The sequence below is a fragment of the Methylophaga sp. genome (assembly GCF_965655755.1).
In the GTDB taxonomy this organism is placed as follows: Bacteria; Pseudomonadota; Gammaproteobacteria; order Nitrosococcales; family Methylophagaceae; genus Methylophaga.
Genome location: NZ_CBFHHW010000008.1, coordinates 1 through 12,786 on the forward strand (window position 1 = coordinate 1; position 12,786 = coordinate 12,786).

Here is a 12,786-nt window from a genome sequence, read left to right on the forward strand (position 1 = left end):
GCAGTACAGCCTTCCAGATAGCTCACATAAGCATCATCATCGGCGATGATTAATGTCCGTTCGAACTGTCCTGTATTGGCCGCATTGATACGGAAATAGGTAGATAGCTCCATTGGGCAACGCACGCCTTTTGGAATATACACAAATGAGCCATCAGTAAATACAGCTGAGTTTAATGCCGCATAGAAGTTATCTTTATGTGGGACCACACTGCCGATGTATTTTTTTACCAACTCAGGGTGCTCCTGGATAGCTTCAGAGATAGGCATAAATAAAATCCCCTCCTCTGCAAGCTTATCCTTGAATGTGTTTGATACAGAAACACTATCGAATACAGCATCAACTGCAACCCCAGCTAACCGAGCTCTCTCATCGAGCGGAACACCTAATTTTTCATAAGTCTCAAGCAATTCAGGATCGACCTCATCGAGGCTTTTAGGACCATCCGTTTTTTTCTTTGGCGCTGAATAATAACTCACGTCTTGATAGTCAATTTCTGGATAGTGGACATGAGCCCATTCAGGCGTATCCATCGTTAGCCAATGTCGATACGCTTTCAGGCGCCACTCGAGCATCCACTCAGGCTCTCCCTTAATAAGCGAGATCTGTCGTACGACATCCTCATTAAGACCTGGCGGCAGACTATCCGCTTCAATGTCGGTAACGAAACCAGCCTTGTATTCTTTCTGTGTAATCGATTCAAGTTGTTGACTTTGCTCAGTCATGGAACTCACCATCCTGTATTGTTGCAGCACTCATCTTAGTTGCTGATGAGTAAAATTTTATTGGGCTTATCCCCACTTCATTGTGCGGTCCTAGCATATCGGCTAGTTTCACTTCATCCAGCGCGTGGAAAACCGCATTATTAATTCGTGTCCAGTTAGTTTGGACTGCACAGTGCGTTTCTTGTTCACAATGGCTCTCATCACTAACACATTCAGTCAACGCGATAGGCCCCTCAATCGCGGTGATGATCTGAGCTACTGAAATAATGTCCGGTGAACGACTCAAACTATATCCACCCATAACACCGCGCTCAGAATTAAGCAGACCAGCATGTGAAAGTGATTTCAGTACTTTTCTCACTGTAGGCAACGGCATCATTACAGCATCTGCAATGGTATGTGCACTGTGTTGTATATTACGGTTGGCCGCGAGATAGCTCATCAGCACAATACCGTAATCTGTTAATTTTCCCATGCGCAGCATTAATCGCCCTCCTAATTGGTACTATTATAGTATCAATTAAACGAATAACCAAGTGTTTTGCTCAGCTACTCTAAAGACACCAGTGAAAAATCCTGTGAATTCGGGTATGGTGATGAACTTTACGACCCTTGAATTGTACTAAATTCAGCGAAACAACTTGAATATAAATCACACATTGAGAGAATATTAATGAATTTAAAGACACTCGCTTTTCTACCCTTATTATTTGGAGCAAACGTAATGGCTGATGATCACGCCACCACCTTAGATACGGAAAAACAAAAACTCAGTTACATCTTTGGCATTCAGGTCGGACAAAATATGATGCAGGAAGGTGTTGAACTCGATCTTGAAGCATTCAAAGCCGGCGTGGCAGACATGATGGCGGGTAAGCAACCACAGCTTGATCAAGCAAGCGCTGAAAAAGTCATTCAGGATTTCCAGGCACAAAAAGCGAAAGAAATGGCTAAGGTCATGAATGAGAAGCAAGAGCAAGCCAAAACCTACATGGCAGAAAATGCCAAGAAAGAAGGCGTGGTAACAACCGATAGTGGCCTTCAGTACGAAGTTATTAAAGAAGGTGATGGTGCTACACCAGCTGAAAATGACAAAGTCATTGCCCACTACAGAGGCACCTTACTTGACGGCACTGTTTTTGACAGTTCATACGACCGAGGGGAACCTGCTACTTTCCCTGTAAACGGTGTCATCCAAGGTTGGCAGGAAACGTTACAAATGATGAAGGAAGGTGGCAAATGGCGTATCGTCGTTCCAGCTAACCTGGCTTATGGTCCTCAAGGTGCTGGTCAGCTAATTGGCCCTAACGAAACCTTAATCTTTGATATTGAATTGATTGCCATTACTCAGTAATCATTTACATTGAAGCATAAAAAAAACCGCCTAAGGGCGGTTTTTTTATGCTCTTATCTGCAATAATTGATTGAGATAATCCCATTCAAAATGGGGTCCAGGATCGGTTTTCCTGCCTGGAGCGATGTGCTCATGCCCTATTATTCGATGATGCGTTAATTCTGAATAGGTCTCACATAAGGTTTCTATAACAGCTGCCAGAGCCTGATATTGTTGATTCTCAAACGGTTTTTCATCACACCCTTCCAATTCGATCCCTACAGTAAAATCATTACAGCGCTCACGTCCCTGCCACTCAGATTGTCCTGCATGCCAGGCTCTCATGTGAAAAGGTACAAACTGTACCAACTCACCATTACGTCGAATTAACAGATGTGATGATACTTTTAACTCACGCAATTGCTCGAAATAGGGGTGCGCATCGCAATCCAATTGATTTAAAAACAAATCATCAATGAACCCAGCACCAAACTCATTTGGCGGTAAACTGATATTGTGAATCACAATGCCTGTTATATCGTCAGCATTAGGCCGCTCATCACAGTTAGGTGACAACTTAAACTCAGCACAAGCAAGTAAGCCTGTTTGTATATCTATCTTCACTCAATCATTCCTATCAAATAGCATTAAACGCAAACAAACGTTAACCTATTACGTTTCACAGATAGTTTGAAGCTCATGACAATTGAAAATCCCTTACCTGCTGCCTTTATCGAATCACAAGTTAAGCTTGCCCTGCTCGAAGATATTGGTCAACAGGATCTCACCGCCGCGCTAATCCCGGCTGATTCAATCGCGACAGCCAAATTAATCACACGTGAAAATGCGACATTGTGTGGTCGGGACTGGTTTACCGCAGTATTTGCACAAATTGATGATCGTATTTCGATTGAGTGGCATGCAGTCGATGCAGACAATCTCACTGCTGACAGTGTCATCTGTACATTAACTGGACCTGCTCGAGCGATACTGACGGGTGAGAGAACGGCAATGAATTTTTTACAGACATTATCTGCTACGGCAACGTTATCTAAACGCTATGCCGATGCTGTCTCGGGTTTGGCTGTAAAAATCCTGGACACCCGTAAAACGATACCGGGCTGGCGTGTTGCACAGAAGTATGCCGTACGTTGTGGCAGTTGCTTCAATCATCGTTTCGGCCTTTATGATGGCATTCTTATTAAAGAAAATCATATCAATTCGGCAGGTTCTATTAGCGCTGCGGTCCACCAGGCCAAAAACCTGCATCCAGATATCGCAGTGGAAGTGGAGGTTGAAAACCTAGACGAATTACAACAAGCATTATCAGCCAATGCCGATATTGTGTTACTGGATAACTTTAATACGGAACAGCTTAAACAAGCTGTAGTGATCAATCAGGGACAGGCGCAACTTGAAGCATCAGGGGGTATCAGTTTATCGAATGTTCGTGACATTGCTGAAACAGGTGTTGATCGTATCTCAGTGGGCGCTTTAACTAAAGACATCAAGGCTGTAGATCTGTCTTTACGGTTTCAATAAAAAACCGCAGCCCGGCCAGATGCCGGAACTGCGGTCGAGAGTAAACTTTTATTCAAGACCGACTTGCCAGAGCTCATGGTTGATTTCAACCACTTCGCCGCTGCCAGCATCGATTTCTATTTTAATTTGTTCACCTTTATCGGTATCAATATCAAATTCATAGGTCGCATTACCGTTAGCTTCAATTTCATACTCGACTTCAACAATTTCACCAGAAAACTTCGATAAAGCAATCACACGTGCTTCACGTTCATTGATTGTTACATGCTGTTTAAACCGAGGGTGATTGGGGTGAGCCACCTCTTGTTCTTTCTCAAGAATGTCGCCAGATTTTTTTTGACATTCTAAATCCCAATCTGTGCCATCCATAGCCCGCACATTGAATTCATAGACTTCATGCTCATTTTCCAGCTTTAATTCTACTTTTAAAACTTGTCCCGGTTGTTCCTTGAGTACATTTTGCATGCAACGTTCAAAATAGTCCGATTCATTCGCTAACACACTCAGCGGTAACATGAACATGCATGCGGCCAAAACGTTTTTCATTCTACATCCCAAAAAAAATGGGCTGTCCGAAGACAGCCCAAGTGATTAAGTCACTACGTTACAAGGTTAGCTTGAAACCTATCCACCCTGCTCTTGGTGCGCCGGCACCGACAAAGCGTGGGTCTTCAAAGTCAAAGCCAGGGGCCTCATCAGGTTCACCATAAAGACCAAATGTTTCGTATTCACTGTCAAACACGTTATCCACTTTGGCAAAGAACTGTAAGTTCTTGGTCGCATGATAACGGCCATGAAGATTTACAACTTTGTAATGACCAATCTTTTTATCAACATTTGCTTCATCACCACGGTAGTACTGACTTGAATGGTATGAGGCTGTGAAGCCCAATGCTAATTTTTGAGTAAAGGAATAATCTGCACCAATTTTAATGTTGTGGGCAGGAATACCTGGTAAACGATCCCCTTTATCCACATTGAATGTTTGAACATTATCTTCGCCTACGGCACGTGCATATGACAGTTCATCTTCGAATGCAGCTCGAACGTATGAATAATTTGCAAACCAAGTCAATTTATCAACACTTCCGTCAGCACCAAGTTCCAATCCTGCTCGTGATGTATTTCCTATATTGTCAAACGAGCCCGTGTTGAGCCGAGGATCAAGCCCATCATCATCTTCAACAGATGGGAAGAAAAATAAATCATCTTCCAGATTGGTATAGAAAACACCGGCATTCCAATTCACGTTTCCGTTTGTGCCACGAAGCCCAGCTTCAATGGTTCTGGCAACAATATCATCCAATGGCGGATCAGCAAGAAATGAGTTTGGCAATGCGCACTCTAGATCTTCGTCATCACTGTCAGAGTTTGCACAGGTCAGCTCAGATGGCGATGGCGCACGATTTGACTCACTGTAGTTGGCATAACCTGTCAGGTTTTCTTTGAACGCATAGGTCACACCCAACGACGGGTTAAAACGGGCGAACACATTGTCATGCCCTGTTGGATTAAGATTCTGATCGCCGCCCATACTCGTACCCGAAATATCAACATCAATATGGTTATAGCGACCCGCAAGAGTTACCGCAAGACGATCAGTGAAAGAATGTGTGTTACTAAAGAATAAACTGAAGGTCTCGGTATCAATATCTCCATCGACCACGGTTTCATCAATAATATACCCTGTCCCATCGGTACCGCGCGATGATGTGAAACGAGCAATCTCAGATTGTGAAGTGTATTTCACATCAGACTTATCGTAACTGGCACCGACAATGAGTTGGTTCTTTCGACCAAACAGATCATCTAGAAATGTAGTTTGTAACCCAAAACCATAGCTGTCCTGTTCAGTTTTACTCGTATTATTCAGTGCAACATCATCACCATTATTGAATCCTAATGCCGCAGCGCCAACCGGTAACACTTCATCATCACCATCAAAAACGCCCTCTGCACCATCTTCGTCTTCACCTATTTGACCACCAATGACCGACAATTCCGATCCATCACCATTAAAGGTGCTTCGATCGCTGCGGCGGTAATAGGTATTGGCGGACAGCATTGTTGTATCATCCAGCCAATGTGAACCGTTTAGGGTAAACATCCGTAATTCGTTTTGTGTGTTATCAGGATGTGTGAAAACGGCCTCACGATCCATTGCAACGAGTTCAGTAGGCGAAGCACCATTACCATTGAGATCACTATCAACGGCGGTGATACCAAAGTCGAGAGTGGAGTCTTCGTTGGCATAGCTCAACTTAGAAAAGAATTGCTCAACACGTGAAGGTGAGAAGTCACGCCAGCCATCTTCTTTGGTAATAGAACCCGTTACGTAATAAGCAAAATTCCCATCACTACCACCACTTTCAATGGTACCGGAATCACGACCAAATGAACCGGTATACGCTTCCAGGCTATGTCCTGCATGCGTAAAGCCATTTTTTGTCTGGATAGACAAAGCACCACCCAGCGTATTCAAGCCAAATACGGGGTTAGAACCGGGAATCAGATTCATGCTGGCAATTGCAGATTCTGGGATCAATTCGAAATTGATTGCATCGCCAAAAGGTTCATTGATTCGGATGCCGTCCATGTATACAGACAGCCCTTGTGAATTACCGACTAATGGCGACGCGGTAAAACCACGGAATTTCAAATCTGGCTGGAAAGGATTGTTTTGTGCCTGATTCAGACTGACGCTACCCAACGTTTTATTCATAAAATCTGAAATATCAAGACCTTGAATGCGTTCAACGTCTTCGTCAGTAGCCGATTGAATATTGGCTGGAATTTCATCCTCTGGTAAACCCACGCCGTGCATCGGCGTCGTGCCAATAACCTGGATATTACTCAGCTCTACATCATCGTCAGCAGCAAATGCTGATCCAGTAAGCAAAGCCGAAGCGAGCATCAGGCTTAACGCCTTTTTTTTGTGTGGTACTTGCATTACTAATTTCTCTCCCGAAGTACTTTAATTATAGTTATGGTAAATAAACCCAGTTATACAAAGCACAGAGGATGCCAACCAATAAAGCTTATTAATAACAGTTGCTTAAAAATTATAATGACCATGTATTTTATTAAAAAGGCTGATAGCAACCATCAAAACTGGCTGTTATAAACCAGTTTTAAACCACGCGAGGTTGTTGTGTAGCTTCGTCACTTCACCAATAATCACCAGCGTAGGCGCGACGGGTTGTTCTTTTTCTGCGATTCCAGGCAGCTCTGAAATCGTGCTTACCCAAACTTTCTGGTTTTCTGTTGTTCCCTGTTGGACCAAAGCCGCAGGCATATCCGAAGGCATGCCATGCGCCTGTAATTGTTGACTCAATTGCGGCAAGCCTGCCAAGCCCATGTAGACAACAACAGTCTGTCGCGGCTGTACCAGACTCGACCAGTTCAAAACCAGCTCACCTTCTTTAAGCTGTCCGGTAACAAAGACACAGCTTTGTGCATAATCTCGATGTGTTAACGGAATACCCGCATAGCTAGCACAACCCGATGCAGCGGTAATGCCCGGCACAACTTGAAACGGAATTTTTTCATCAGCCAAAGTGTCGATTTCTTCTCCGCCACGACCAAAAATAAAGGGATCCCCCCCTTTTAAACGTAAAACCCGCTTACCCTGTTTTGCATGATCTAACAGAAGTTGATTAATTTCTTCCTGGCGAACAGCGTGCCAGGCTCGCTGTTTACCGACGTAAATTAATTCAGCTTCTTTACGCACCAAAGACAAGATCTCTTTACTGACGAGTCTGTCGTAAAACACAACATCAGCCTGTTGCATCAGACGTAAGGCCTTAAAGGTTAATAACTCGGGGTCACCCGGACCTGCCCCTACTAAATAAACTTCACCTCGTTTCAAATTGTCACTGTCTGGATCAGCCAGTTTTCTTAGCAGCGTTTTTTCAGCTAATTCGTCACGACCTGCCAGCATATGATCAGCAACCGGGCCCTCCAGAACTGACTCCCAAAAACGTCGTCTTTGACTAAGCTTGCTAAATTTTACTTTTACCGCATCACGATAGCGCCCTACTAATTGCCCTAATTGGCTATAGCTTGGTGGGATTAAGGTTTCCAATCTGGCTCGCAGGCTTCTGGCAAGTATCGGAGATTCACCACCACTCGAGACAGCGACAATAATCGGTGAGCGATCCAAGATAGAAGCCAATATAAAATCACACTTACTCGGATCATCAGCCACATTAACCAGAATGTTTTTTTCTTGAGCAGCAGTATGTACTTGAGCGTTAACCGCTTCGTCATCGGTTGCTGTCAGAATTAATCGCTGTTGTTTTACATGAGATGGTTCAAAATGTGCTTCTATCCAAGTCACTTCTCCGTTATTAACCAGATTTTGTGTGCTATTAGAAATAGCCGGAGCAACGATAGTCACATGTGCCTGAGCTTTAAGTAATACACCCGCTTTTCGGGCAGCGATGTCTCCACCACCGACAACAAGACAGTCTTGCTGTTTTAAATCAACAAATATTGGTAGATATTCCATTCTTTTTTATTCTGCTAGCGGCAGTGATATTCCCTGCAGGGTAAAGCCGTCATTAAGGTTTTGAACAATAGCTACAATTGAAAGATCATGCAGCTTCCAGTCCGAAGACAATTCCAACTCGGTCTCCACTTTAGTCTGACCCTCGTGGTTAAGATTAAAGGGTCCTAACCAGCGACGAACAAGATTTTGGTGATTAAAAATGGCACCCATATTATCACCTCCACGAACCTCACTGATGATATTGTCTTCCGTTACAGCAAAGTATAGCTTGGCATGCTGACGGTTTTCGTCGCCTTTCACATCAATATCCGCTGTGAGTTTCAGTTGCTGACTCATTTTGTCAGCTTCCAGGGTGATATCGGCTTCTGGTTCCAGGCTATTGATAAACTCTATTGCCTCAATACCGAGGTCTTCCCAGTTATGAACAACCTCACCACTGAAGAATAGCTCAGGTGTGAATACGGTTTGATAAAGATTCAGTCTGGCTAGTTGTCTTTGGCGATCGGAGAATAAAGGTTTGGCAAATTTGTCGACCCAGGCCTTTTTATCGTCCAGATAGTCAATGTGGAAGGCAAGGACAATAAGATTAGTATCGGTTATTCCATGCTCAGGTAATCGTTTCACCCACCGATGCGCTGCGGGACATAAACCACAGCCTTCAGCAGTGAAAAGTTCGATAACCGCTGTTTGATTATCGCTACTTTTTGCCTGCCAGCTTTCCGCTATTGCCAGCATTGGTAGCAATACAAGCAAGTAGCTTAAATATAGACTTTTTTTCAGCATCACTCAGTCCTGGTCATCTCTATTATTAAATGAGAGCGGCAGATTGGAATCAGAGTTCCGTTGGCTGATATCGGTAACTATCGCTAATTCACGTAATACAGCAGTCGCATAGGAGCCCGCCGGGAGATAAAAGGAGAGTTGTAATTGATCGGGTTCTTCAAATTGCCAGTTACACTCTTCTGGATGCAAGCGCAAAGCGCGACGTTCTTGCTTTAAGCCGGCCCGTTCCAGCCCTTGTTGCCAATCAGACCAGTTAGCTAATACACCTTTTTCCAGCTCTAAGCTAGCAGATCGTGTTAACGCTTCTCCCCGCCCCCATAAAGGTCCGGTCGGATGAATATCAAACTGTTCAAGACGAGAAGCTATCGAATCATCAGTGTCATCTGCTTCAAAATAACTACTGCGTGTACCGGCAAGTTGCATCACATCACCTTTGATATGCTTTTGCCAGGTATTTGTTTTAACGCGTTCAGATAACACCAGATTAAAAAGCCAGGAGCGTGCGGCGGATAGAAAAATACTACGCTGCTGGCGTTTTTTTGGTTTTTTATTCTCTACGAACCAGCGATCTGCCTTTTCAAGATTACCGTAGTGATGACCAAATCGTTGTTCAGCGAAATAATTAGGCACGCCATGCTGTTGAATCGATTCTAGATTTTTTTGCCAAGTATCTTTATCCCCTTTGACATCACTCAGACAAAGATGGAAAAAGTTGCCCGACAACACGCCGCGTTTTAGCTTTTTATTATGACGAGTGATTGTTTTGACGATACAACTATCTTCAGCAAACGCTGACCAGTCAGGCTCATCATGACCTTCAAGATTAACGCTGAACCATTGAGTCGTAACGGCATGACGATCCTTCATGCCTGCATAACCGACAGCGACATCATCCACGCCTGCAAACCGCGCTAATTGTTTCGCTATCCAGTCTGTATTGCTGCCTGTTTTTTCAATTAACAGCATGGCGTGCCCACCTTCCCCCTGAGGTTCGAAAGGGATCTTTTCATTAACCTGAAAGTGATCAGGCTGCTGCCTAATATTGGCTTTGCATTGCGTTGCAGAGATGTTGGCTCGGGCCAGTTCACTGAAATTAAACTGGCGCAACTCATCCCGCCTTATGGATTAAGGTGACGGCGTGGGCAGCGATGCCCTCTTTTCGCCCAACAAAACCAAGTTGTTCTGTTGTCGTTGCTTTGATATTAACATCTGAGTTGGTAACACCCATATCATCCGCCAACAACGAGCGCATTTCCGGTATAAACGGGGCCAGTTTCGGTGATTGGGCGATCACCGTGACATCGACATTACTGATCTTCCAGCCCAGTGCTGAAATATCGGCAACGACACGGCGTAATAAGACGCGGCTGTCGATATCTTTGAATGCATCATCATCGTCAGGAAAATGATGACCGATATCCCATAAACCGGCCGCACCCAGCAATGCATCACAAACAGCGTGAATGAGTACATCACCATCAGAATGGGCTTCGAGGCCATGCGAATGGGGAATCGTGACGCCACCGATAATTAATGGTCGGTTTTTAATAAATCGGTGTACATCGTAACCATGCCCAATTCGCATTATTGCTCTCCCGCCTGTTGTTGCAGGTATAACTGCGCCAAAGCTAAATCTTGTGGAATAGTAATTTTGATATTATCACTATGCCCTTCTACCATCATCGGTTCCCAACCTGCCAACTCGATCGCTCCGGCTTCATCAGTCACGCTTACTCCCTGCTCTGTAGCTGTTGTAATCGCCTTTTTGAGCTGTTGCAGGTGGAACATCTGTGGCGTCGCCGCCCGCCAGAGCCCTTCCCGGGAAACCGTTTCAATAATTGTGTTGGTAGCATCAACCCGTTTTACAGTATCGGTCACAGGTATGCCTAATATTCCGCCGACCTGATGTGTCAATAATGTTTGTAACATGTGATCAATATCATCATGGCGTAAACAGGGTCTAGCCGCATCATGAACTAATACCCACGGATCATCGGTATTGACTTGAGAGAGCATGGTGAGGGCATTCAAAACTGAATCGGATCGTGTCTCTCCACCGTCAGCGATAAGCAATTGGCAAGATAGATTTATGTCGAGTTCAGGCCACCAGGAATCGTGTTTTGCTAAAGCCACCACAATACCTTCAATATCGGCATGAGAGGCAAGTCGCTCCAGTGTGTGCTGAAGGATGGTTTTATGACCGATTTTGAGGTATTGCTTGGGGACCTCAGACTGCATCCGACTGCCGATACCTGCAGCGGGAACGACAGCCCAGACTTTTTCAGTCCTGTTCATCAGTGTCTTCTATGACATGGAAAAAAGTTTCACCTGGCTTGACCATGCCCAGCTCACTTCGAGCACGTTCTTCTAATGCATCCAGACCACTTTTCAGATCCTGTACCTCTGCGGCAAGTACCTGATTGCGTTCAACCAACTGTTCATTATCGAGTTTTTGTTTCTCTACCTGCTGATGTAAGCGAAGCAGCGAGGGTAACCCGTCATGGCTTAACCAGAGTCGGTATTGCAACAACACCATCAAAATGGTCAAAACAATCATAACGGGTTTAATCATAAGGCATTGTTCAGTTCAGGTTAAATGCCTTCATACCCGGGTAGCTAGCAGCATTGCCCAGCTCTGCTTCAATACGCAGCAATTGATTATATTTAGCAACACGATCTGAACGCGACAGAGAACCTGTCTTGATTTGACCGGCATTGGTAGCCACAGCCAGATCGGCAATCGTTGTATCTTCTGTTTCACCACTGCGATGGGACACAACAGCGGTATAGCCGTTTGCTTTAGCAAGATTGATCGCATCCAATGTTTCAGACAAGGTACCGATTTGATTCACTTTGATCAGGATCGAGTTAGCGACGCCCCGATCTATCCCCTGTTGCAGAATTTTCGGATTGGTGACGAACAGGTCATCACCGACCAGTTGAACTTTATCACCAATCTTTTCAGTCAGAAGTTTCCAACCGTCCCAGTCATTTTCATCCATTCCATCTTCAATGCTGATGATAGGGAAACGTTCAACCCAGTCAGCCAGTAAGTCAGTGAACTCTGCTGAACTTAAGGAACGATTTTCAGATGCCAGCACATACTGACCATCTTTGTAGAATTCAGAACTGGCAGCATCAAGCGCCAACATAATATCTTTACCCGGCTCATAGCCTGCATTTTTGATGGCTTCGAGGATTACATCAATCGCGGCTTCGTTCGACGGTAAATCCGGCGCAAAACCACCTTCATCGCCCACGGCTGTATTTAATCCACGGCTGTTCAGCACTTTCTTCAACTCATGAAAAACTTCCGCGCCATAGCGAATTGCTTCGCTGATGTTTGCAGCGCCAACAGGCATGATCATGAACTCTTGAAGATCGACACTGTTATCTGCATGAGAACCACCATTAATGATATTCATCATCGGAACAGGCATCACAGTGTCACCATCTGTTGCCAGATATTTGTAGAGCGGTTTTTTAGCATCCGCCGCAGCAGCGCGAGCGGTCGCCATAGAAACAGCCAGTAAAGCATTGGCACCAAGACGACTTTTATTCTCTGTGCCATCAGTTGCAATCAGCTTGTCATCCAAAGCACGTTGATTGGTTGCTTCCATACCCAACACGGCCTCACGTAGCTCACCATTTACTGCAGCAACCGCATTTAATACGCCTTTACCTAAGTATCGTTGCCTATCGCCATCACGTAATTCAACGGCTTCGCGTTCACCGGTCGAGGCGCCTGATGGCACTGCTGCACGCCCCATTGCACCACTTTCAAGTACTACATCGGCTTCTACCGTAGGGTTACCGCGTGAGTCGAGAATTTCTCGTGCTTTTACATCAATGATTTTGCTCAATGCTCTGCTCCCGTATAAGAATCTTAACTG

At 44.7% G+C, this 12,786-nt stretch carries 13 protein-coding genes and 1 pseudogene; 2 read left to right on the plus strand and 12 right to left on the minus strand.

Going from position 1 to position 12,786, the window contains the following annotated elements; translation table 11 throughout:
• Together ACTF5U_RS04295 and ACTF5U_RS04300 are read right to left on the minus strand one after the other, a co-directional pair.
• Positions 1-725 (minus strand): annotated as a pseudogene (locus ACTF5U_RS04295) (Fe-S cluster assembly protein SufB); the annotation flags it as partial.
• On the minus strand, positions 718-1,200 hold the full coding sequence (locus tag ACTF5U_RS04300; RefSeq protein WP_438970408.1) for an SUF system Fe-S cluster assembly regulator: 483 nt from the start codon (positions 1,198-1,200) through the stop codon (positions 718-720). The gene ACTF5U_RS04300 and the pseudogene ACTF5U_RS04295, both read right to left, overlap by 8 nt.
• A gap of 198 nt (positions 1,201-1,398) precedes the next feature.
• Here ACTF5U_RS04300 and ACTF5U_RS04305 point away from each other — a divergent pair, with 198 nt between their 5' ends.
• Positions 1,399-2,079, plus strand: coding sequence for an FKBP-type peptidyl-prolyl cis-trans isomerase (locus tag ACTF5U_RS04305; protein WP_438970409.1), 681 nt, complete (start codon positions 1,399-1,401; stop codon positions 2,077-2,079).
• A gap of 45 nt (positions 2,080-2,124) precedes the next feature.
• Here the strand turns inward: ACTF5U_RS04305 and ampD are convergent, their stop codons facing one another.
• A complete protein-coding gene (gene ampD / locus ACTF5U_RS04310; RefSeq protein WP_438970410.1) occupies positions 2,125-2,682 on the minus strand; it encodes a 1,6-anhydro-N-acetylmuramyl-L-alanine amidase AmpD in 558 nt (185 codons plus the stop codon).
• Between the two features lie 75 nt (positions 2,683-2,757).
• Here ampD and nadC point away from each other — a divergent pair, with 75 nt between their 5' ends.
• The gene (gene nadC / locus ACTF5U_RS04315) at positions 2,758-3,600 is read left to right on the plus strand and encodes a carboxylating nicotinate-nucleotide diphosphorylase (protein ID WP_438970411.1); all 843 of its coding nucleotides are present in this window, start codon (positions 2,758-2,760) and stop codon (positions 3,598-3,600) included.
• Positions 3,601-3,648: 48 nt separating this feature from the next.
• Here nadC and ACTF5U_RS04320 read toward each other — a convergent pair whose 3' ends face one another.
• From ACTF5U_RS04320 to eno, 9 genes are all read right to left on the minus strand, one after another.
• Positions 3,649-4,146, minus strand: a complete 498-nt coding sequence (locus tag ACTF5U_RS04320) for a PepSY domain-containing protein (RefSeq protein WP_438970412.1) — start codon at positions 4,144-4,146, stop codon at positions 3,649-3,651.
• Between the two features lie 58 nt (positions 4,147-4,204).
• Positions 4,205-6,550 (minus strand): TonB-dependent receptor, encoded by a 2,346-nt coding sequence (locus ACTF5U_RS04325; RefSeq protein ID WP_438970413.1) that lies wholly within the window; start codon positions 6,548-6,550, stop codon positions 4,205-4,207.
• Between the two features lie 168 nt (positions 6,551-6,718).
• A complete protein-coding gene (gene cysG, locus ACTF5U_RS04330; RefSeq protein WP_438970414.1) occupies positions 6,719-8,110 on the minus strand; it encodes a siroheme synthase CysG in 1,392 nt (463 codons plus the stop codon).
• A 6-nt stretch (positions 8,111-8,116) separates the two neighbouring features.
• Positions 8,117-8,893 (minus strand): DUF1223 domain-containing protein, encoded by a 777-nt coding sequence (locus ACTF5U_RS04335; RefSeq protein WP_438970415.1) that lies wholly within the window; start codon positions 8,891-8,893, stop codon positions 8,117-8,119.
• A gap of 3 nt (positions 8,894-8,896) precedes the next feature.
• On the minus strand, positions 8,897-10,000 hold the full coding sequence (gene truD / locus ACTF5U_RS04340) for a tRNA pseudouridine(13) synthase TruD (protein ID WP_438970416.1): 1,104 nt from the start codon (positions 9,998-10,000) through the stop codon (positions 8,897-8,899).
• A 1-nt stretch (position 10,001) separates the two neighbouring features.
• Positions 10,002-10,478 carry a 2-C-methyl-D-erythritol 2,4-cyclodiphosphate synthase gene (ispF, locus tag ACTF5U_RS04345; RefSeq protein ID WP_438970417.1) on the minus strand — a complete coding sequence of 159 codons (477 nt, stop codon included), beginning with the start codon at positions 10,476-10,478 and terminating at the stop codon, positions 10,002-10,004.
• Complete coding sequence (gene ispD, locus ACTF5U_RS04350) at positions 10,478-11,188, minus strand: 2-C-methyl-D-erythritol 4-phosphate cytidylyltransferase (RefSeq protein ID WP_438970418.1); 711 nt, start codon at positions 11,186-11,188, stop codon at positions 10,478-10,480. Before ispD ends, ispF begins: the two co-directional genes overlap by 1 nt.
• Positions 11,175-11,465, minus strand: coding sequence for a cell division protein FtsB (gene ftsB / locus ACTF5U_RS04355; RefSeq protein WP_438970419.1), 291 nt, complete (start codon positions 11,463-11,465; stop codon positions 11,175-11,177). Before ftsB ends, ispD begins: the two co-directional genes overlap by 14 nt.
• Before the next feature lie 10 nt (positions 11,466-11,475).
• Entirely contained in the window at positions 11,476-12,756 is a 1,281-nt protein-coding gene (gene eno, locus ACTF5U_RS04360) for a phosphopyruvate hydratase (RefSeq protein WP_438970420.1), read from the minus strand.
• Positions 12,757-12,786 lie beyond the last annotated feature (30 nt).

Bases quoted from the DNA above. Each gene is read 5' to 3' on its own strand.
- ispF (WP_438970417.1), bottom strand. From the start codon at position 10,478: ATGCGAATTGGGCATGGTTACGATGTACACCGATTTATTAAAAACCGA.
- ACTF5U_RS04335 (WP_438970415.1), bottom strand. From the start codon at position 8,893: ATGCTGAAAAAAAGTCTATATTTAAGCTACTTGCTTGTATTGCTACCA.
- ACTF5U_RS04320 (WP_438970412.1), bottom strand. From the start codon at position 4,146: ATGAAAAACGTTTTGGCCGCATGCATGTTCATGTTACCGCTGAGTGTG.
- ACTF5U_RS04300 (WP_438970408.1), bottom strand. From the start codon at position 1,200: ATGGGAAAATTAACAGATTACGGTATTGTGCTGATGAGCTATCTCGCG.
- ACTF5U_RS04305 (WP_438970409.1), top strand. From the start codon at position 1,399: ATGAATTTAAAGACACTCGCTTTTCTACCCTTATTATTTGGAGCAAAC.
- cysG (WP_438970414.1), bottom strand. From the start codon at position 8,110: ATGGAATATCTACCAATATTTGTTGATTTAAAACAGCAAGACTGTCTT.
- ispD (WP_438970418.1), bottom strand. From the start codon at position 11,188: ATGAACAGGACTGAAAAAGTCTGGGCTGTCGTTCCCGCTGCAGGTATC.
- ACTF5U_RS04325 (WP_438970413.1), bottom strand. From the start codon at position 6,550: ATGCAAGTACCACACAAAAAAAAGGCGTTAAGCCTGATGCTCGCTTCG.
- nadC (WP_438970411.1), top strand. From the start codon at position 2,758: ATGACAATTGAAAATCCCTTACCTGCTGCCTTTATCGAATCACAAGTT.
- ftsB (WP_438970419.1), bottom strand. From the start codon at position 11,465: ATGATTAAACCCGTTATGATTGTTTTGACCATTTTGATGGTGTTGTTG.